Origin of the sequence: Mycobacterium ahvazicum (genome assembly GCF_900176255.2) — a bacterium.
GTDB classification, from domain to species: domain Bacteria; phylum Actinomycetota; class Actinomycetes; order Mycobacteriales; family Mycobacteriaceae; genus Mycobacterium; species Mycobacterium ahvazicum.
In genome coordinates, this window is the sequence record NZ_FXEG02000005.1 from 680,917 (window position 1) to 700,937 (window position 20,021).

Below are 20,021 nucleotides of genomic sequence, written 5' to 3' on the forward strand. Positions count from 1 at the left end.
TCCTTCATGAAGACAAAAGGCGCACTGATCTGGGAATTCAACCAGCCGTGGTCCATCGAGGAAATTGAGATCGGCGACCCCAAAGCGCACGAGGTCAAGATCCAGATGGAAGCGGCCGGGATGTGCCATTCGGATCATCATCTAGTTACCGGTGGCATCCCGATGGCGGGCTTCCCCGTTCTCGGCGGCCACGAGGGTGCGGGCATCGTCACCGAGGTCGGCCCCGGCGTGGAGGACATCGCGCCGGGCGACCACGTGGTGCTGTCGTTCATCCCGTCCTGCGGGCAGTGTCCGACCTGCCAGTCCGGCATGCGCAACCTGTGCGACTTGGGCGCCGGCCTGCTCGGCGGTGAGGCGGTCAGCGACGGCACCTTCCGCATCCAGGCCCGCGGCCAGAACGTCTTCCCGATGACGCTGCTGGGCACCTTCTCGCCGTACATGGTTGTGCACCGCGCCTCGGTGGTGAAGATCGACCCGTCGGTGCCGTTCGAGGTGGCCGCCCTGGTCGGTTGCGGCGTCACCACCGGCTACGGCTCGGCGGTCCGCACCGCCGACATCCGGCCGGGCCAGGACGTCGCGATCGTCGGCGTCGGCGGTGTCGGCATGGCCGCGCTACAGGGTGCGGTCAACGCCGGTGCCCGCTACATCTTCGCGATCGACCCGGTGGAGTGGAAGCGCGACCAGGCACTGAAGTTCGGAGCCACCCACGTCTACCCGGACATCAACGCCGCGCTGATGGGCATTGCCGAGGTCACTTACGGCCTGATGGCCCACAAGGTGGTCGTCACCGTCGGCGAGCTGCACGGGGCCGACATCGACAACTACCTGAACATCACCCAAAAGGGCGGGACCTGCGTGCTGACCGCGATCGGCAGCCTGTTGGACACCAACGTCAACATCAATCTGGCGATGCTGACCCTGATGCAGAAGAACCTGCAGGGCACCATCTTCGGCGGTGGTAACCCGCAGTACGACATCCCGCAGCTGCTGTCGATGTACAAGGCCGGCAAGCTCAACCTGGACGACATGGTCACCACCCAGTACCGCCTCGAGCAGATCAACGAGGGTTACCAGGACATGCTGGACGGCAAGAACATTCGCGGCGTCATTCGGTACACCGACGCCGACCGGTAACCCGACCGGTCCTGGGTGACCAGCTTTCCGCACCTCTTGGCGCCGGGGCGAATCGGCGCCATGACGGTGCGCAACCGGGTCGTCATGTCTCCGATGGAGACGATGTACGGCACCGGCGACGGGCTACCGTCGGCGCGCACCCGCGACTATTTCGCCGCTCGTGCCCGCGGTGGGGTCGGGTTGATCACGTTGGGCGCCACCGGGGTCGACCATCACCACCCCGAGACTCCCGGTGGCCTTCATCTGGCCACCGACGAGGCGATCGGCGCCCATCGGGCGCTGGTGGAGGTCGTGCACGAACACGGCGCCAAGATCCAGCCGCAGATCGTGCACGCCGGCCCCGACGGGCTGGGCCCGGAGCTTTTCGGGGTCGAATCGTTGGGGCCATCGGTGATCCCGTCGTATCTCACCGGCCGCCCGTCCAGCGAAATCAGCAAGCGACAACTCCGCGAAGTCTTCGACTTGTTCAAGGGAGCGGTGCGCCGCGCCGCCGAAGCGGGCTACGACGGTATCGAACTGCACGCCGCACACGGCTACATGCTGCTGGGCTCTTTCCTTGCACCACAACGTAATCGACGCACCGACGACTATCGGGGTGACTCCACCCGGGGCCGGCTGCGGGTGGTGCTGGAGGCGCTGGCCGCCATTCGGTCCGAGGTGGGCGACGCGCTGCCCATCACGCTGCGCATCTCCGGCTACGAACGGGTCGCCGGAGGGCGGGCGATCTACGAAACCGCCCGCATGGCAACCGAACTTGTCGCAGCGGGGGTCGACGCCTTCCACGTCAGCGGCGGGGTGATAGACCGGCTCGTCACGGGCATGGTCAACGCCGCCGACGACGGCGACGCGCTCAATGTCGGCGCGGCCGCGGCCGTCAAGCAGACGGTCGATGTGCCGGTGATCGCCGTCGGCCGGATCCATGACCCCGTCCGGGCCGAGCAGATCCTCGCCGATGGACGCGCGGACTTCATCGCGATGGGGCGCCCGCTGCTGGCCGACCCCGATCTGCCCCGCAAACTGCAGACCGGTCAATCGCACCGCATCCGCAAGTGCATTTCTTGCGAAAACTGTATCGACGCAATGGAACAGCGCTTCTCTGTCGACTGCGCCGTCAATCCCCGCACCGGCAAGGAACGCGAACTGTCTGCGCCACGCGCCGGTCGCGCCAAGCGCGTCGTGGTGATCGGCGGCGGGCCGGCCGGCCTGGAGGCCGCCCGCGTGGCCGCTCAGCGCGGCCACCGCGTCACGCTCTTCGAGCGCGCCGGCCAACTCGGCGGCGCGCTGCGCTGGGCCTGCGTGCTGCATCCCGAGAACCAACCGTTCCTACGGTATCTACGCGACGAGATCAGGCTCAGCACCGCCAAAGTGCATATGGGCCATGCAGTTTCGGTCGACGACGTTCTCGCGCATGCGCCCGACGCCGTGGTGGTCGCCACCGGCGGTCACGTCGCGGTACCGGCGATTCCAGGAGCCGAGCTGCCGCACGTGCACACCGGGCCGGGTTTGCGTCAGTTGCTCGGCGGCCACGCCGAAGGCACCGATCCGGCCTGGCAACGGCTGGGCGCCGCGCTACTGGCGGGCCGGCGGCAGCGGCTGGTGCACCCGGCCGCCGTTCGGCTTGCCACCCGCGCCTGGATGCCGGTGGGCCGCCGCGTCGTCATCATCGGCGGAGACCTGGTCGCCCTGGAACTCGCCGAGTTCCTGGCCGGCCGGGGCCGGCTGGTGTCGATCCTCGAGTCCGGCAAGGACATCGCCCCGGAAGTGGGTAACAAGCGCAAGACTGAACACATGGACCGACTCGACCGGCTCGGCGTCACCGTGCACATCCGCGCGGCCGTCGACCGCATCACGACCCGGGGCGTGATATTCACCCCGGTCGGTGGGACCACTCGCGAACTGCCCGCCGACAGCGTCGTGATCGCCGGGTCCGTCGAACCCGACACCGCACTGTTCGACAGCGTGACGGCCGCCCTGCCCGGGGCCGACGTGCATGCCGCCGGCGATTGCAGCGGTCTGGGGCTTATTCGTAAGGCAACCGAAGAGGGCGCGCGCGCCGCGTGCGCGATCTAACGACAGGAGAGAGATAGCGATGACCCAAACCACCCAATCCCCGGCACTGACCGCCTCGCAGTCGTCGTGGCGGTGCGCGCAGGGCAAAGACCGGGACGGCTGGCTGGCGCTGATGACCGACGACGTGGTCATCGAGGACCCGATCGGCAAGTCGGTCACCAACCCCGACGGCACCGGTGTGCGTGGCAAAGCCGCCGTCGGCGAGTTCTTCGACAACAACATTGCGCAAAACCAGCTGACCATCACCTGCGAAGAGACGTTCGGATCGAGTGATCCCAACGAGATCGCTCATATTCTGGTGCTGCAGAGCAAGTTTGAGGGCGGCATGACCAGCAAGGTGCGCGGCGTGTTCACCTACAAGGTCAACGAGGCGGGGCTGATCACCAACATGCGCGGCTACTGGAACCTCGACGTGATGGAGTTCGGCCAGGAGGACTGACGCAACGGCGCCGGATGGTCCTACCTATGCTGGGGCCATGTCGTCGATCTTCACCAAGATCATCAACCGTGAACTGCCGGGCCGATTTGTGTACGAGGATGACGACGTCGTCGCATTCCTGACGATCGAGCCGATGACCCAGGGGCACACGCTGGTGGTGCCGCGCGCCGAGATCGATCAGTGGCAGAGCGTCGAACAAGGCGCGTTCGCGCGCGTGATGTCGGTCGGCCAGCTGATAGGCAAGGCGGTGTGCAAGGCGTTTCGGGCCGAGCGGGCCGGGCTGATCATCGCGGGTCTGGAGGTGCCGCATCTGCACGTTCACGTCTTCCCCACCCGCAGCCTCAGCGACTTCGGCTTCGCCAACGTCGACCGCAATCCGTCGCCGGAGTCGCTCGATCAGGCGCAGGCCAGGATCAAAGCGGCGCTCGAGCAGCTAGGCCAGGCCTAGCCGACCTGGGCCGGTACGTCGCTCACGCGCGGCAGGGTGACGCGGAAACAACAGCCCTCACCGGGCGCCGTTTGGACGGTGACCTTGCCGCCGTGCGCGTGAACCAGCGAGTCGACGATGGACAGCCCCAGGCCGGTACCACCGCTGGCCCGCGCGCGCGACGAGTCGGTGCGATAGAACCGCTCGAACACCCGCGACGCGTCCTGCTCGCTCATGCCGGGCCCCCGGTCGGCCACCTCGATCACCGCGTCGTCGCCGTCGGTACCGACCCGAACGATGAGGTCGGCACTGGTCGGGGTGTGCTGCAGGGCGTTGGCGACGAGATTGCTCAGCACCTGGCGGATCCGCGCCTCGTCACCGAGCACCTCGGGAGTGCCGGGGCCGTCGAGGATTTCCATCGTGACGGTGCGCTTCGGGTCGATGGCCTGCGCATCGTGCACGGCGTCACTGGCCAGCGCCAGCAGGTCGACGCGATGGTGTTCCAGCGGCCGCTGCACGTCCAGCCGGGCCAGCAGCAACAGGTCGTCGACCAGTAGGCCCATCCGGCTGGCTTCGCTTTCGATGCGCGACAGCAACATCGCCACGTCGCGCGCCGCGCCCTGCCGATACAGTTCGGCGAAGCCGCGAATGGTGGTGAGCGGGGTCCGCAGTTCGTGGCTGGCGTCGGTGATGAACCGTCGCATCCGATCCTCCGAGCCGCGTGCTGTTTCGGCCGAGGACACCGAGGATGCCACCGCTTGCTGAATCTGGGTGAGCATTCCGTTGAGCGCCAACGAAAGCCGGCCCACTTCGGTGCGGGGATCACGTTCGGGAACGCGACGGTCCAGCTGGCCCGCGGCGATCGCGGCGGCGGTTTGTTCGACCTCGACCAGCGGGCGCAGGCTGCGGTGCACCACCGCGAAGCCGGCGATGCCGACCACCACCAGCACGGCCACCCCGATGCCGAACTGCAACCAGACCAGCGACCGGACGGTTTGCTGGACGTCGGACAGGTCGATCGCGACGGTCGTCAGGCCGTGCGGCCCGTGTACCGACACCGCTCGCCACTGAATGTCGGAGCCGTTGACCGAGGGCAGCGTAGTCGGATTGGGGCCCACGTCGTTGTTGGGCGGCAGGGCCGGTTCGGCGTTGCGGTCATTGATGGCGGTAAACGGTTGGCCGTCGGTGCCGACACCGCGCACGTAGTACTTCGACGGGGGCCGGCCCGGGTCCGGGCCTTCGTAGGAAGACGCCGTCAGTTGCCGCCGCGGGGCCAGCGCCCAACCGCGCGAGGCCTCGAGCAGCGTCGTGTCGATGCGGCTGACCAGACTGTGCCGCAGGATCGACGTGACCATGACCCCCGAGGCCGCCAGCCCGCACGCAACCAACACCAGGGTTGCCGCGACCAGACCCACTCGCAGGGGCAGTCCCCGGCGAACCTGGGCGGTCGTTTCCGTCTTCTTCGCCACCGATTGCTACTTTCCGCGAATGGCCGGGTGCGTACTCAGCGCGGCTCCCGAAGAACGTAGCCCACCCCGCGCAGGGTATGCAGCAGCCGCTTCTCCCCAGTATCGATCTTCCGGCGCAGATACGACACGTAGGACTCGACGACATTGACGTCGCCGCCGAAGTCGTAACGCCAAACGTGGTCAAGGATTTTCGGCTTGCTCAGCACCGTCCCCGCATTGATTACGAAGTAACGGAGCAGCGTGAATTCGGTGGGCGACAACGACACCGGTTCGCCGGCCTTCCACACTTCGTGGGTCTCTTCGTCGAGCTCGATGTCGGCGAAAGTCAGTCGGGCATTGTGGGTTTCGGCGCCACCCTTGCCGGCCCGCCGCAAGATGACCCGCAGCCGGGCAACGACCTCCTCCAAACTGAACGGCTTGGTCACGTAGTCGTCACCGCCCAGCGTCAGACCCGCGATCTTGTCCTGCAGGGAGTCGCGTGCCGTCAGGAACAATGCCGGGGCATCGATGCCGTCGGCCCGCAACCGCCGCAACACACCAAAGCCGTCCATGCCGGGCATCATCACGTCGAGGATCACCGCGTCAGGGCGCGCTTCACGCGCGCGGTCCAGGGCCTGGGCTCCGTTGGTCGCGGTGGAGACTTCGAACCCCTGGAACTTGAGACTCACGGAGAGCAGCTCGACGATATTGACCTCGTCGTCAACGACGAGGATGCGGGCTTCCGGTTTGGTGTCGCTTTGGGGTGCCGCTGTCATCTGGGTTGTCCCGTCCTAAGCTGAACATTGCCTATGTAATAATTGTGTAATTCCTGGGAGCTCGGTGACAAGCTTCTGCTAGTAGTCTGCCAGGAATCATCGCATCAGCTTGGACCGGTACCCGGTTTTTGAGGGCGCGTCGTGCATAGACTCGAACCATGGATCTCGCCAAGAGCATGGTGTCCGCCGCGACCGCGCCCGCCCGGGTCGGCCTTGCGGCTGCCGAAGCGAGCCTGAATCTTGCCACCGCGGCCGTCGGGGTGGCGAAGCGATCACTCGGCGAGAGCGGACAAACCCGCACCAACGCGGTGACCTCGATGCTGGGGCTCGACGACGCGATCAACCGTGCCAATCGGCTGGCCAGAATGATGGACGACGACGCACCGCTGGGACGAGCGATGGCGGTCGACGGGCCGCTCGACCGGTTGCTGCGCCCGGGCGGCGTGGTCGACCTGCTGATGTCGGACGGCGGCCTGGTCGATCGGCTGACCGCGGAGGGCGGCGGCCTGCATCGGACGCTGCAACCGGGCGGGCTGGCCGATCAGCTGCTATCCGAGGACGGGCTGATCGAGCGCGTGTTGTCCGAGGATGGGCTGGCGGACCGCCTGTTGTCCGAGGGCGGCCTGATCGACAAGCTGACCGCCAAAAACGGTCCGCTGGACCAGCTTGCCGACGTCGCCGACACTTTGGCGCGATTGACGCCCGGGATGGAAGCGCTCGAGCCGGCCATCGCCACGCTGCAGGACGCCGTCAACGCGCTCACTATGGTCGTTAACCCGCTGAGCAACATCGCCGAGCGGATCCCGCTGCCGGGCCGGCGACCCGGGCGACGCACCGTGTCACGTCCGGTGCCGTCGCAGCGGATCATCGAGGGCGACGCCTGAACGGCTAAGCTGGCACCCGATTTACCCCGGCCTCCTTAGCTCAGTGGTAGAGCACTCGCCTTGTAAGCGAAAGGTCGTCAGTTCAATCCTGACAGGGGGCTCCCACTTTCGGTTCCCGTCGGTGCTGGTAGAGGCGTTTTCGGCGTCGAACAATCGGGCGGTTGAGACTTTCTTGCCCACATTTTCCGGTGAGGTGGCCAGAGGTGAGCGTTAGCCAAACGGCGAACTGACTGGCGTGTCCCCCGCGGCGCTTTAAAGTCTGCGATGTGGCCGACGTTTTTCGGGTCAGCAATGAGGGGTTGCAGGTGCTGGCGGCACACTGCGCGACGGTCTCGGCGGAGTTGGTGGCGGCGACACCGCTGCCCAGGGTGGGGCTAGCCATCCAGGCGACGTCCGGCGCTGTCGGTGCTACCCATGCGGCCCTGGACGAAGCCATCGCCACCCTGGCCCAACGAGCGCAAACGAGTGCGCTCAAATCAGCCATGGCGGGCACCGAGTTTGCTGCGACGGACATCGATGGCGCGCAGCAAGCCGCCGCTCTCGGCGCCTCGATACCTCAGGTGTAACCGGTGGCGGGGGTCGGTGGCGTGGGAGTGCCCTCCCTCTCGGAGATCAACCCGTGAACAATGTTCTGGACGCCATCCCGGCGGAGCATCGCGCGGTGATTATTGACGAACTGGCACGCCTGGAACCGGCCATGCCCACTGAACTTCGCGCCACAAAAGAGCCGAGCAGCGAACAGACTCGCGCCGTGGTGGACGTCCTCATCACCGAAATGATGAACAATCTCGGGCCCGATTGGCGGCCGAACGAGCGCGGTCAAGCAATCGAAAAAGCAATCGGAGCCTACTATTCGGCGTGGCCCACAAATGAGTGACTGACAAATTGCCCAATCAGTTCTGAACTGCAATGTGAGCGAGCCGGAAGTGGTGTCCGGTCCGCAGGCAGGAATGGTCGCGCACTTTCACCGGGCCCGCCCGGACAGACCGAGGCACCTCGCTGCCATCGCGAGGTACGCCTACGACCAAATCGACCAGGCCCGAACAGAATTGAATGCTATCTCGGAACGGATGAGATGCGAGGCAGGCCGACGGGCCCTCCGCCAGACTTCTGCCCACAAAATGCCCACAATTCCGCTGCAGTTACAGATATCTCCCTTGATCTCTGGTAACGAACTTTCGCTGCTAAGAGGGGCTTTCACCCTCCCCCGCCGCACCGTCAGGCGAGTTCAATCCTGACAGGAGGCTCCGCGCTGGGTGACCCGGTTTACGGGTGACCCGGGAGGTTGTCCAGCCCACCCTGAATGCCGTGCAGATCGTCTTGGATGCCCTGCAGTTTTCCTTCGATGGCCTGCAGATCCGAGAGAGTGTTCTGGTAAGCCGGCTGCATCTCGTCCGCCATCGAGGGCCGGGACTGCGGACAGTACGAGACGATGGCGCCCGCGGTGACCTCGGTGCTCTGGTTGGCGTCCCATATCGAAGATCGCTGCACGAATCCGACCGCATCCGAGAAATTGCGTTGGCGCGCCAGGAAATCACAAACCGCGTGCCCTTGGGCCACGACGTACTCCTGGCTGGGAACCGGTACGCCTTCGTGCTTCAACGCCTCGATGAACGCCGTGTCGACGACGTCCCCCCGCGACGCTGGCGCTTTGGGTGCGACCGGCTGGGGCGGCGCGACCGACGGCGGGCCTTCCGTCGGTTGCGGTTGCGCCGACGGCGCCGATGAATCGTGATGGCGCAACGCGAGCATCACCACCACCGCGGCGACAAGTGCTACCAGAGACAGCGGCAGCGCCGCGACAAGGCCGAAGCGGCGCAGCGCGCCCTTGCGTCGGCGCGTCATGGTCTTTTCGGTCTTCGTCTCGCGAGGAGGCTCGCGTAACCAGGCGTCCGGGACGTAGTCGAACTCCGCCGCCGCAACGGGTGCGGAGTACGGAATCCCGGCGCTATGAGCCAGTAGTTCGTCGAGCAGCTCGTCGGCCTCTCGGGATGAGGGCTGAGCGCCCTGCGCAGCGATCCGCCGTAATTCTGACTCGATGGTCTCGCGGTCGCGCATATCAACCAGTTTGCGAGTGTCACGACGTTGTGACAAGTCCAGGCCGATACCGTGCGCAACGCGGTACGGCGCCGGCGCCCGCGATGTCCGTCGGCCCGGACGGCTCGAACGTCAGCGGCCGTTGACCAGCTGACCGATGAATCGTCACGGGTCCACGTATCGGATCACATACGGACATCTGCCGACGGACGGCTCGACCACCGACACCGGCGGGCGCCCGCTCACTGCCACCAGCAACCAAGGAGCTTGCGATCATGGTCACCATCTCGGACAAAGCGGTGCTGATTACCGGGGGCAACCGCGGTATCGGACGCGCCCTCGTCGACGAAGCCCTGAACAGGGGCGCCAGTCGGGTATATGTCGGCTCACGAAAGCCGTTGGCCAACTTCGACTCTCGTGTAACACCGTTAGCGCTGGACATCACCGAACCGGCGCAGATTCAACAGTCGGCCACACAGGTGGACGCCGTCGACATCCTGATCAATAACGCGGGTGTGGCGCAATACGACGACCTGAGCGATCGATCCGCACTCGAACAACACTTGGCCGTCAACCTTTTCGGCACCTACGCGGTAATCAGCGCGTACCTGCCTATTCTCGCGCGCCAAGGCGGCTCGATCGTCAACAACCTTTCGCTCAACGCCCTGGCGCCATTGCCGATCATCCCGGCGTACTCCGTGTCCAAGGCCGCGGCGTTCTCGCTGACGCAATCGCTGCGCTTCACCTTGGCGCCGCAAGGCATCCGCGTGCATGCCGTACTCACTGGCCCGGTGGATACCGATATGACTCGAGGTCTCGAAATACCAAAAGCATCAACGCAATCGGTGGCGCAGGGGATCTTCGACGGGCTGGAAAACGACGAGGACGAGATCTTTCCCGACGCCCTCTCGCAATCCTTGGCGGAAATGTGGCGCATGGGCCCAGCCAAGGTACTCGAGAATCAATACGCAGCCCTGCTCGCCGGAGCCTAGCCATTCAAAGGCCCAGTGCGGCAATCGATCAACGTGAATGGCGGCAAATAGTGATCCGCTCGGTGACGGAACTGAGTTCAGCTGCCCAGCAAAATGAAAGTCCACACAGTGACAACACAGTAAACTCTCGGTTAACGAGCGTACGGTCGGCGGCCATGAAGAAATTGCTCTACGGAGTGTCGCTGACGATTCCACTCCTTGGAATGGGCGCGCTGCCTGGCATGATCGCCACGGCAAGCGCCGATCAGGTGACCTTCTTGCCCGACTGGCCGAACCATAGAAACCAGACCGAAAAGACGATATGCGCAGCCTTGGCGCAGGGGTGGTCGCGGCGCCAGATCGTCAGCACCGCGGAAAAGGCGAACAACTACGACCTGACCGGGGTGGATAGCGACGAGGCGGCCGAACGCGCCGACGCCTACATCGACGCGGCTCGCTACGAGGATTGCCCGACGCTCAACGCGAGCTGAACAATCCCGGCGACCGGACGACGAGCCGCCGCGGCAGCGCCGGGTTTACCCGCAGGGCGCGTCGGGTAATTCCCCCTGCAACGAATCTGACTGGGTCGGAGCCGATGACCATTGGCGCCGCACCGCGGAAAGAAGGATTGATCGTGGGCGCCAAGCACCGACTGACAGGACCGGGCAGACGGCGACGCCGATTGCTTATGTGTGGGGCTGCTCCCGTCTCCCTGCTGTGCGCGGTGAGTTTCGCCGCCCTTACCGTCGACACCGAAAAGCCAGTGGCACCTGCCCATGTGACCGCGGCGACACCTCCTGCGTCGGTCCCGGTGAGTCAGGAGGGAGTCCTGATCGCGGTATCGGCGGATTCGATAACCGCGCGTAGCGCCAGCGGGTACACCCAGACCTATTTGCTCACCCCGGACACCACCGTGATCACCGGCCATGGCAGCAAACCGCTCACTGTCGCTTCACATTTCACGGTCAACGATGCTGTGGACATTGTCGGGACCGTCCAAGGCGGTAGGGCACTGGCGACGAGCCTGGCCCATCGCGGTGTCGGGCACGGTGATGGCCCGCCAATGGATGCCATTGCCGGCCAATAGATTAGCGACTGGTGAGCAAAGCGTCACAGTCGGATTAGTGCCTATTACCAAGGGGTAAACCACTTTTCAAGAAGCGCTTTGTGCGCGTCGCCCGCCCGAAAGGTGGATTCCCCCGATGACGTCGCCTTATCCGATAGACGTACTACTCGTCGAAGACGACCCCGGTGATGAACTGATCACGCGAGAAGCGTTCGAACACCACAAGATCGCCAACAACCTGCATGTCGCACGTGATGGCGCAGAAGGACTGGACTTCCTCTACCGCCGCGGCGAATTTCGCGACGCGCCACGGCCAGATCTCATCCTGCTGGATCTCAATCTGCCCAAATTCGACGGCCGCCATATCTTGCAGACCGTCAAGTCAGACCCCGACCTGCAGGACATCCCGGTCGTCGTGCTCACCACGTCGTCTCTCCAAGAGGACATCTTGCGTAGTTACAACCTCCATGCCAATGCCTACGTCACAAAGCCTGTCGACCTCGATCGCTACATGGCGGCCATCAGAACGATCGACAACTTCTTCGTCCAGATCGTGCGACTGCCCCCACGCCGCTGAGCTCAAGTCTCGGTGCGTCTATTGATCTGTGGCAGAAGCGATACGGGTCCCTTGTTTTTTCCAGAGTCGACGGGGTATGCGATGGCCTATGAACGCTGAGGTCCCCGCAGTTTCCGCCGTCCCGGCGCAGTTGAGTTGCACGGGTGCGGCCGACGCCGCGACCGCGTGCAAGTTGCGCCATACCTTGCGACGCTGGCTGCGGGAGCTGCCGCAGGCCTCGCCAGAGGTCAGCGGGGATGTCATCCTCGGCGCCAACGAAGCACTGGCCAACTGCGTCGAACACGCCTACCACGCTCAGGACGTCGTCGGCCCCATGCGGCTACAGGCCGGCTATGACCCCGCGGCGCAGACGATCAGCGTGTGCGTCAGCGATCGTGGCAGCTGGCACCGGCGCTCGCCGCGCCAACCCCACGACCCTCGAGCTTCTCGCGGCATCATGTTGATGCATGCGCTGGCAGACCACTGCACCATCAACACTCGCCCCGGCGGCACCACGGTGTGCCTGGATTATTCCGCGGCCCAGAAGCCCTGAGGTAGCTCCGCTCAAAGCCGTTGGATTCCAACGACTTTAGTCGTTGCACCTGACGGTGGCCGCCTCAATGACAGAGGCGGCCACCAGGTACGTGTAGCCGAATCAGAAGCCCGGCGGGTGCGGCGCTCCGGGCGGCGGCGGCCCAAGCGGGCCACCGGGAGGCGGGCCCCCCATCGGCCCACCAGGCCCCGGCGGGCCGAACGGTCCACCCGGGCCGGGCGGCGGCGGTCCCGGCTGACCAGGGCCCGGTGGTGGCGGGAAGGGATCCGCTCCGGCCACCGCGCCACCGATGCCCATCGCGGCGGTCCCGAGAGCACCTGCCAACAGCGACCCAGCGATTAACGTCTTTATCTTCATCACTCGACCCATTTCTCATTTCTGTTCGTCGGTTCATTCCCGCAGTTCGCGCCCTGCGGTGGCGGTCGTGCCGGCGGCGCAGGCGGCCACAGGCGGCCACCAGGTGCGCATGCCGTCAACGACCCGGGCCGGATGCCGGGGGCGGCGGTACGCCGGGAGCTGGTTGGTGCGCACCCGGCGATGGGTCGGGGGCCCAGGCTCCGGGCCTGTCCCTTTTACCCATCTGGCGCCCGTTGTCGCGCGTAGAAGTATTAATAGTTATATTTATGATTTAGTTAAGCAGGTGCTCACGGAAACCTAACTCGGCGTTATCGCCGACGGCGTGGGGTGTGTAAAAGAGCCGCCCCGGATGGGGTCCTCCACCGCCGCCACCCGCGGTCTTCCCGTTCCCGCCGCCCGCCGCACCACCGCCGGACGCCACAGCGACGGTCGTCGTGCACCCGTTGGCATCGGGCGGGCGGGTGATCCTGGTAGCAGACACCACCCAAACCACCGCGCTGATTCGGCGGTTGCGTGAAGTGATGATCGCCGGGGGCGTGATCACCCTTGTAGTGGCCGGTCTCTTGCTGATCGTTGTCACCCGCACCGCCCTGCGGCCGTTGGACCGACTCACCACGCTCGCCCGATCCATCACCACCGGTGATCGGGGACAACGACTGCGGCCGGATCGCGCCAACACCGAATTAGGCCGGGCAGCAGCCGCATTCGACAGCATGTTGGACGCGTTGGAAGCTTCCGAACAGCGCACTCGTCGGTTCTTGGCCGACGCGGCCCATGAACTGCGCACTCCGATCACCGGTATCCGGACCACCGCCGAGCAGATCTTGGGCGCCACTGTGCAGGCGGAGGACGACGCGTCAGCCAACCGCCAATACCGCCGCGCGACACTGTTACTCAACGAATCCCGGCGGGCCGGTCGGCTGGTCGCCGACATGCTCGACCTGAGCCGCATCGACGCGGGCCTGACCCTGGAGCTCGCCGACACCGACCTCGTCGCCATCGCCGAAGCCGAACGCGAACGCGCGGCGGTGCTTTCCCCCGATCTGACCGTGAGCCGTACCGGTGACCCCACCGCACCCATTCACGCCGACCGCACCCGGGTCACCCAGATCGTGTCGAATCTCGCCGACAACGCCCGCCGGCACACTCCGGCCGGTGGCCACATCGTGCTCGACGTGCGCGCGGCCGATCATTCGGGATTGCGCTGTGCCGAGTTGACGGTCACCGACTCGGGACCGGGAATCCCGGACGCCGACCGCGAAAGAATCTTCGATCGCCTTGTCCGACTTGACTCTTCGCGCCATCGTGACCACGGCGGCGCCGGGCTCGGCCTGCCCATCGCCCGCGCACTGGCGCGCGCCCACCAGGGGGAGCTGACCTGCCTGCCGACCGACAGCGGGGCACGCTTTCGGCTCCTCCTGCCGCTACGCCCGGTCGCGCCGCGGCAAGCTGGTGGCCACCTTTAACCTTCCTCGAAGGCCATCGACACGCGCAGGGGACCGCGAATCGCGGGAGTGGTCCGCCATATCGGGTCATCACGAAGCACCGGGCGGCGGGCCAGGATGTGTTGCAGGGCCACAGCAATTTCGAGGCGGGCGAGCGCTGCGCCCAGACAGTAGTGCGATCCGTAGCCGAACGTCAGCGGCGCTGGTCCGCAGCGGTCCGCCTGGAGCCTGGTAGGCCAGTTGAAAACCTCCGGATCGCGATTGGCGGCGCCGATCACGGCGATGACCGGCTCCCCGGCGTGGATGGCAACACCGCCCACGATCTGGTCGAGCGTGGCCGTGCGCGCCACGGCCTGGACGGGTCCGTCCAGGCGCAGTAGCTCGCTGACAATTCGATCGTCGACCACGTCGATGGCGTCTATGAGGCGAATACGGTTGGGCCTGGGCTTTAGCAGCCGATCATGGCTGCGCCCAACAGATTTGCCGTCGTTTCAATCCCGGCGGCCGCGATGATCGCCGCCGTGGTGACCACGTCGTCGAGTTCGAGGTTTGGGTCCGCAGCAATATAGCCGAGCAGGTCGTCGCGGCGGTGGGTGCGGCGGTCCGCCGCCAGCGGAAGCAACTCGGCGACCAGTGCCGCGAATGCGGCTGTTCCGGCTTCGACGGCCTCGGTGTCCGCGACGTCGTTGATCATGCGGCTGATGGCTGGACATTCGTCGCCGAACAACCGTGCCGTGTCGACGTCGAGGCCCATCCAGGCTGCGACGACCGCGATCGGTAGCGGCGCTGCGATTTCGGTCATGAAGTCGAAGTCGACTCCGGCCGGGATGCGGTCGATCGTTTCCGTGGCAATCGCTTCGATGCCTTCGTTCAGACCGGAGACAAAGGACGGGGTAAAAAAGTCTCGAACCGAATCACGCAGCCGTTGATGGTCGACGCCGTCGCTGAACAAGATGTTGCGGCGCAACATGTCTCGATCGACAGCCCGAAGGGCCTCCCGGGCGCGGGCGTTCGCGAGCGGGCTACTCGTCCACCCGGCACCCCCGAGAATCTGTTGCACGGGCTGATAGCCGAGGACCAGCCACGCCCCCATCCCCTGTTCCCAGACCACGTCGCCCTCCGAGCGTCGTCGGTACTCGTAGTAGGCGAAGGGGTCCGCGGCGTCCCAGGGCAACCGCGTGATCGCCGGGTTCTCAGGTATGTCAGGGATTTCAGGGATTTCAGGGATTTCAGGGACGGTCATGGTGGTCCAATGCCGACGGGAGACGGCGCTTGCGGACCCAGGCATGATGCAGCTTGCCCAGCTCGGTGGTCGGCTTGGCCACACCGTCCATGTCGTCGATGATGGCCCGGGCCGGTGTGGTCGCGCGGAGGCCATCAAACAGGCTGCCGACGGCGAGCTGGACGCGTCCCGCGAACACAAAGTCTTCGGGCGCGTTCATGCGGGCCATCGGATGGTCGGGAACACGAAGGTCGAACAACCCCTGGATGGTGCGTGCGGTCGTTTCGGGCGTGTAGGTGACCGGCTGCGGTGCACCGATGAACTCGTAGAGCATCTCCGATTGCCACCGGTACAGCTCGTCGGCGGTCAGGTCGGAATCGGCAGTGAGGAACCCCGCCTGCACCATCAGGTCGCGGTAGTCGTGTTTGCGTCCGTCGATCACGGCCCGGTGCATCGCGACCAATCGCCACCGTTGCGGTTCGGGCAGGATCTTCACGCAACCGAAGTCCACGAATCCCACGGTGCCGTCGTCGTTGAATAGGTAATTGCCGGGATGAGGGTCGGCGTGCAGCAGGTTCGCGTGCCGGAAATTGCTTTGACTGAAACGCAGGATCGCCTCGCTCCACACATTTTTCAGATCCTGATCGGCCTCTTTTGCCCGCGCAAAGTTCATCCCGTCGAGGTAACTCATCGTCAACACCCGATCGCCGGACGCCTCCGGGATGACCTCGGGCACCCGAATGAACGGGTGGCCCCGGTAGAGGTCGCTGAACGCGGTGATCATCGCCGCCTCATGCCGGTAATCGACCTCTTCGGAGATCCGAGCCGCGGCCTCGCGGGCCACCGACTGAAAGTCCGGCTTCATTCCCGATGCCGAGGTCATGAAACGCAGAAACGTGGTCAACAACTCCGTATTGGCCAGATCATCTCGGATTGCCTTGCCCACACCGGGGTACTGGATCTTGACGGCAACCGCGCGACCGTCGCGCAGGGTGGCGCGGTGCACCTGACCGATCGACGCGGCGGCCAACGGCTCGTCGGTGAACTCGGCGAATTGCGCTACGGCCGAACCGAGTTCGGCATCGAGGACTTCTCTAACCAGCTCCGGATGCATTGGCGGAGCGTCGGCCTGCAGGCGGCTCATGGCTTTCTGATAAGGCCAGAACCCGCCGGTGCCCACCGCACGACTGTCGATCATCGACATGATCTGGCCGAGCTTCATCAGCACACCCTTGGAGTGCCCGAGCAGTTCGGTATAGCGGTCGGCTGTGCGTTCGTGAAAGCGCTCGACGGCGTCCTCTTCGCCCGCTCGTTGGCGCAGTCCCGCGACGAGTCGGCCCCCCGCCGCCCTCGCGGTGAAGCCCACCAACGGCATGGTGCGGCGGATCCGGCCCTGCGGCAGCGGACTATCCTGATCCGGCATCTGGCCTCTCACCAACCGCGCCCATTAAGTGCTACCTTGTAAAAGAGTAAGTGATCACTTTGGAGGGGTCAATGACGACACCCGCGTCAACACGCGACCGGCTGGTCGACGAGGCGATGCGGCTTTTCAGCGCCAAGGGATTCGACGCGACCAGCGTCTCCCAGATCGAGGCCGCCGCCGGATTGGCAGCCGGCTCGGGAGCCTTGTATCACCACTTCAAATCCAAAGAAGAGCTGCTGAACGCCGGTATCGACCGCCAGCTGGACCGCCGCCGTGCCATGCGTGACATTCGCAATCTCTTCGCCGGCCTCGGCGACATGCACGCCGAGTTGACCGTCCTGGGCAGGTACCTACTGTCGGTTGTCGACGACGAAATCGAGCTGATACAGATCGCCGCTCGCACCTCGGCGGGTCGCTCCGCCCGCCTCGATACCGCATACGCCGCGCTGGTCGACACGCTCAATACGGAACTGGGAGAGTGGATTAGGGTCTGGGCACCCGCAATGACACAACAACAGGCCACGGTTTTGGCTGCGCTCGGTGTCAACGGCATCCTCGGCGCTCGCTTTGCTACCACCCTGTTTCATCAACCGGAGTCGCGAGTTGCCGACGATCACTACCTCGCCGAGTGGACCGAGCTCCTGGGCGCCCGGATACGGCAGGTCAACGGCAGCTAGTCAGTAGACATCGCGCAGGTAGCGGTGGCTCTTTATGAGGTCGTTGACGTACGCGTGCGCGGCGCCGTCGCTCATCCCGCCGCAGCTGCCCACTATTGCCCGTAATGCCTCGTCGACATCCTTGGCCATTCGGTCGGCGTCGCCGCACACGTAGACATACGCGCCGTCCTGCAACCACCCGAAGATGTCCGCGGCATTCTCCGACATACGTTGCTGCACATACTGTTTCGATTCGCCGGAAGCTCCGTCACGGGAGAACGCCAAGTCGAGCCGGGTCAGCGTACCCGACCGGAGGAAGGCACCGAGCTCGTCGCCGTAGAGGAAATCGCAGTGCCGCCGCCGGTCTCCGAAGAACAACCATGCTCGCCCGGACGCGCCGAGGGCCTGGCGCTCTTGCAGGAAGCCACGGAACGGCGCGATGCCGGTGCCCGGGCCGATCATGATGATGGGCACGTCGGCCGCGGGCAAGCGGAACGAGTGGTTGGGCCGCAGGTGTACGCGTACGGTGTCGGCGCGCTCCGCCAGGAACGTCGACGCGACGCCGCCGTGCCGGCGATCGCCGAGCGTATAGCGGACGGTCGCCACCGTCAGGTGTACGCGGTCGGGATGTACCAGTGGACTCGACGCGATCGAATAATCACGCGACTGCAGTGGACGCAGGGTGTCGACGACTTCGTCGACAGTCAGTTCGCCCAGCCGGATCAGGTCGAGAACATCCTTGCCGTACCACCAAGAACCTTGCCCCGCAACGGCTTCGGCACTCAGCGCGTTCGCGGCGGCGTCGTGAAGGCGGGCGGCGACCAACGTCTGCAGCGCTCGCGACGGTGTCCGTATCTCGAGGTGCTCGGTGAGCAGCTCGCCGAGCACCTCGTCATAGCCGACGACGGCGTCCTCGGGGCCGACGCCCAGCTCGCTCAGGATCGCTTCGACGAGGATCGGATCGTTGCTGGCATGGACCGCGATGGAATCGCCCGCGTGGTAATCGATTCCCGAACCGAGGAGGTCCACCTCATAGTGGCGGACCTCTTTGTCGGACTGGGCGGTGGTCAGCCGTCGGTTGACCACAACGCGCGCATCGAGGAGGGGATGGCTGCGATCGCGCCGTGCTTGTTCGGCATGGTCGGACGGGCGAGGGTCCGGCACACCGACGGCAATCGCGGCCACAGGATCGGTGCGATCGGCCAGTAGCAGCTTGACGAGATCATCCGTCCACGCCCGGGCCGCCTGCACATAGACGCCGTCGACGTCGACGCGGTCCATCAAACGGATTGCGCCCAGGGTTTCCAGTCGCTCATCGAGTAGCCGCCCGGCGTTGCAGAACTGCTCATATCCGGTGTCGCCCAGGGCAAGCACCGCGAACCGCAAATGCTCCAGCCGCTGCGCGCCCTCGGCACTGATCGCCTCCCAGAACAAAGAGGCATTGTCCGGGAACTCGCCCTCCCCCCACGTCGAGCACACGACGACGAAGTGGGTCGCCGATTGCAGGTCGGTCGGCTCGATCTGGTTCAGCTCGATGGCGGCGGTGCTGACGGCGAGAGATTCTTCGACCGCTTCGGCGAACGTCAGGGCGGCATCCTCGGCATTGCCCATGTCGCTGCCGTAGCCGACAATCAGCGAGAATTCTGGTCGAGAAGTCATGATCGCTCCCATTGTCGTCGCACGACACTCAACGTTTCATAAGCTTAGGCTTACCTTAGTTTTGGATCGCGAGAGTCGCAACAACCCGACCCACTCGCGGCCGGTGACCGGCAGGGCTAGCTGTTGTCGCGCTTGCGGGAGAGGAATGCCCGCATGTGCTGCTGGGGCTCACCTGTCAGAAAGGCCAGACCGAACTGCTCGACGCTGTCTTCGATCGCCCCGTGCAGGGTCATATCGAACCACTTGTTGAGCAGGCGCTTTTGCTGGCGGACCGCGGACGTGCCGAACTTGCTGAGTTTGGTGGTGAGTTCGGCGATGCGGTGGTCGAGCTCGTCGGCGGCGACCACCTCGTGGACGAGTCCCCACCCGAGCGCCGTCGCGGCGTCGATCGTCTCGCCGGTCAGCAACAGCCAGCCCGCATGAGATGCTCCGATCAGCGCGGGCAGCATCGCCGAATGGATGACCGACGGGATGCCGACAGCCACTTCGGGCATGCCGAATTTGGCCCCCGACTCCGCGATCCGCAGATCGCATGAGATCGCGACCTCCAGCCCACCGCCCAGGCACCAGCCCGCGAGCCTGGCGATGACGGGTACCGGGCATTGCCGAATCGCTTCGCACAAGCCCGCGAGCCGGCGGATGAAAACCTCGCCGGTGGCGCGGTCCAACTCGACCATCTCGTTGATGTCGGCGCCCCCGATGAATGCCTGCTCACCCGCGCCGCGCAGCACCACGACGCGGACGCCGGTGTCACCGCCGATCTCGCGGAACGCCTGGGACAGTTCCTCGATGGCCCCGCTACCCAAGATATTGAGCGTCTTGGAGTTGATCAGTTCGACGGTGACCAGGCCGCGATCGCGGCCCAGCCTGACGAATCGTCGCTCCAACTAAGGATTTT

General features: G+C 65.3%; 19 protein-coding genes, 1 tRNA gene and 2 pseudogenes. 15 read left to right on the plus strand and 7 right to left on the minus strand.

Features of this window, described 5'->3' with window-relative positions:
- Window positions 1-6 precede the first annotated feature (6 nt).
- The 4 genes from MAAFP003_RS24370 to MAAFP003_RS24385 are packed head-to-tail and all read left to right on the plus strand — an operon-like array spanning window position 7 to window position 4,091.
- Complete coding sequence (locus MAAFP003_RS24370) at window positions 7-1,134, plus strand: NDMA-dependent alcohol dehydrogenase (RefSeq protein WP_096290218.1); 1,128 nt, start codon at window positions 7-9, stop codon at window positions 1,132-1,134.
- A 15-nt stretch (window positions 1,135-1,149) separates the two neighbouring features.
- Window positions 1,150-3,204: an oxidoreductase gene (locus MAAFP003_RS24375; protein WP_096290219.1), complete on the plus strand. Its 2,055-nt coding sequence runs from the start codon at window positions 1,150-1,152 to the stop codon at window positions 3,202-3,204.
- 19 nt (window positions 3,205-3,223) lie between these two features.
- Complete coding sequence (locus MAAFP003_RS24380) at window positions 3,224-3,643, plus strand: ketosteroid isomerase family protein (RefSeq protein ID WP_096290220.1); 420 nt, start codon at window positions 3,224-3,226, stop codon at window positions 3,641-3,643.
- Window positions 3,644-3,680: 37 nt separating this feature from the next.
- Window positions 3,681-4,091, plus strand: coding sequence for an HIT family protein (locus MAAFP003_RS24385; RefSeq protein WP_096290221.1), 411 nt, complete (start codon window positions 3,681-3,683; stop codon window positions 4,089-4,091).
- Here MAAFP003_RS24385 and MAAFP003_RS24390 read toward each other — a convergent pair.
- The gene (locus MAAFP003_RS24390) at window positions 4,088-5,539 is read right to left on the minus strand and encodes a sensor histidine kinase (RefSeq protein WP_165796485.1); all 1,452 of its coding nucleotides are present in this window, start codon (window positions 5,537-5,539) and stop codon (window positions 4,088-4,090) included. The genes MAAFP003_RS24385 and MAAFP003_RS24390 overlap by 4 nt on opposite strands.
- A 35-nt stretch (window positions 5,540-5,574) precedes the next feature.
- Complete coding sequence (gene phoP / locus MAAFP003_RS24395) at window positions 5,575-6,294, minus strand: two-component system response regulator PhoP (protein WP_096290222.1); 720 nt, start codon at window positions 6,292-6,294, stop codon at window positions 5,575-5,577.
- A gap of 158 nt (window positions 6,295-6,452) precedes the next feature.
- On the opposite strand from phoP, the gene MAAFP003_RS24400 reads away from it, so the two are divergent.
- The 4 genes from MAAFP003_RS24400 (at window position 6,453) to MAAFP003_RS24415 (ending at window position 8,055) form a co-directional block, all read left to right on the plus strand.
- Complete coding sequence (locus tag MAAFP003_RS24400; protein ID WP_096290223.1) at window positions 6,453-7,178, plus strand: hypothetical protein; 726 nt, start codon at window positions 6,453-6,455, stop codon at window positions 7,176-7,178.
- A 29-nt stretch (window positions 7,179-7,207) separates the two neighbouring features.
- Window positions 7,208-7,279: transfer RNA gene (locus MAAFP003_RS24405), tRNA-Thr, on the plus strand.
- 165 nt (window positions 7,280-7,444) lie between these two features.
- A complete protein-coding gene (locus MAAFP003_RS24410; RefSeq protein ID WP_096290224.1) occupies window positions 7,445-7,744 on the plus strand; it encodes a hypothetical protein in 300 nt (99 codons plus the stop codon).
- Window positions 7,745-7,797: 53 nt separating this feature from the next.
- Window positions 7,798-8,055 (plus strand): hypothetical protein, encoded by a 258-nt coding sequence (locus MAAFP003_RS24415; protein WP_096290225.1) that lies wholly within the window; start codon window positions 7,798-7,800, stop codon window positions 8,053-8,055.
- A gap of 389 nt (window positions 8,056-8,444) precedes the next feature.
- Here the strand turns inward: MAAFP003_RS24415 and MAAFP003_RS24420 are convergent, their stop codons facing one another.
- Entirely contained in the window at window positions 8,445-9,236 is a 792-nt protein-coding gene (locus MAAFP003_RS24420) for a DUF732 domain-containing protein (RefSeq protein WP_096290226.1), read from the minus strand.
- Window positions 9,237-9,490: 254 nt separating this feature from the next.
- On the opposite strand from MAAFP003_RS24420, the gene MAAFP003_RS24425 reads away from it, so the two are divergent.
- The 6 genes and pseudogenes from MAAFP003_RS24425 to MAAFP003_RS24450 all read left to right on the plus strand — a co-directional run.
- The gene (locus tag MAAFP003_RS24425; RefSeq protein ID WP_096290227.1) at window positions 9,491-10,207 is read left to right on the plus strand and encodes an SDR family NAD(P)-dependent oxidoreductase; all 717 of its coding nucleotides are present in this window, start codon (window positions 9,491-9,493) and stop codon (window positions 10,205-10,207) included.
- A 155-nt stretch (window positions 10,208-10,362) separates the two neighbouring features.
- Window positions 10,363-10,677, plus strand: a complete 315-nt coding sequence (locus tag MAAFP003_RS24430; RefSeq protein ID WP_096290228.1) for a class I SAM-dependent methyltransferase — start codon at window positions 10,363-10,365, stop codon at window positions 10,675-10,677.
- A 233-nt stretch (window positions 10,678-10,910) separates the two neighbouring features.
- Entirely contained in the window at window positions 10,911-11,273 is a 363-nt protein-coding gene (locus MAAFP003_RS24435) for a hypothetical protein (RefSeq protein ID WP_243394189.1), read from the plus strand.
- A 115-nt stretch (window positions 11,274-11,388) separates the two neighbouring features.
- Window positions 11,389-11,829: a response regulator gene (locus tag MAAFP003_RS24440; protein WP_096290230.1), complete on the plus strand. Its 441-nt coding sequence runs from the start codon at window positions 11,389-11,391 to the stop codon at window positions 11,827-11,829.
- An 88-nt stretch (window positions 11,830-11,917) separates the two neighbouring features.
- Entirely contained in the window at window positions 11,918-12,361 is a 444-nt protein-coding gene (locus MAAFP003_RS24445) for an ATP-binding protein (RefSeq protein ID WP_096290231.1), read from the plus strand.
- Window positions 12,362-13,074: 713 nt separating this feature from the next.
- A pseudogene (locus MAAFP003_RS24450) lies at window positions 13,075-14,184 on the plus strand (sensor histidine kinase); the annotation flags it as partial.
- Here MAAFP003_RS24450 and MAAFP003_RS24455 read toward each other — a convergent pair.
- Window positions 14,181-15,244 (minus strand): annotated as a pseudogene (locus tag MAAFP003_RS24455) (cytochrome P450). The pseudogenes MAAFP003_RS24450 and MAAFP003_RS24455 sit on opposite strands and share 4 nt — an antisense overlap.
- Window positions 15,245-15,392: 148 nt before the next feature.
- Window positions 15,393-16,808: an ABC1 kinase family protein gene (locus MAAFP003_RS24460; protein WP_207768606.1), complete on the minus strand. Its 1,416-nt coding sequence runs from the start codon at window positions 16,806-16,808 to the stop codon at window positions 15,393-15,395.
- 71 nt (window positions 16,809-16,879) lie between these two features.
- Here MAAFP003_RS24460 and MAAFP003_RS24465 point away from each other — a divergent pair, with 71 nt between their 5' ends.
- Window positions 16,880-17,485: a TetR/AcrR family transcriptional regulator gene (locus tag MAAFP003_RS24465; protein WP_096290233.1), complete on the plus strand. Its 606-nt coding sequence runs from the start codon at window positions 16,880-16,882 to the stop codon at window positions 17,483-17,485.
- Here the strand turns inward: MAAFP003_RS24465 and MAAFP003_RS24470 are convergent, their stop codons facing one another.
- Together MAAFP003_RS24470 and MAAFP003_RS24475 are read right to left on the minus strand one after the other, a co-directional pair.
- Window positions 17,486-19,123: a diflavin oxidoreductase gene (locus MAAFP003_RS24470; protein WP_096291385.1), complete on the minus strand. Its 1,638-nt coding sequence runs from the start codon at window positions 19,121-19,123 to the stop codon at window positions 17,486-17,488.
- A 116-nt stretch (window positions 19,124-19,239) separates the two neighbouring features.
- Entirely contained in the window at window positions 19,240-20,010 is a 771-nt protein-coding gene (locus MAAFP003_RS24475) for an enoyl-CoA hydratase (RefSeq protein WP_096290234.1), read from the minus strand.
- Between the last annotated feature and the right edge of the window lie 11 nt (window positions 20,011-20,021).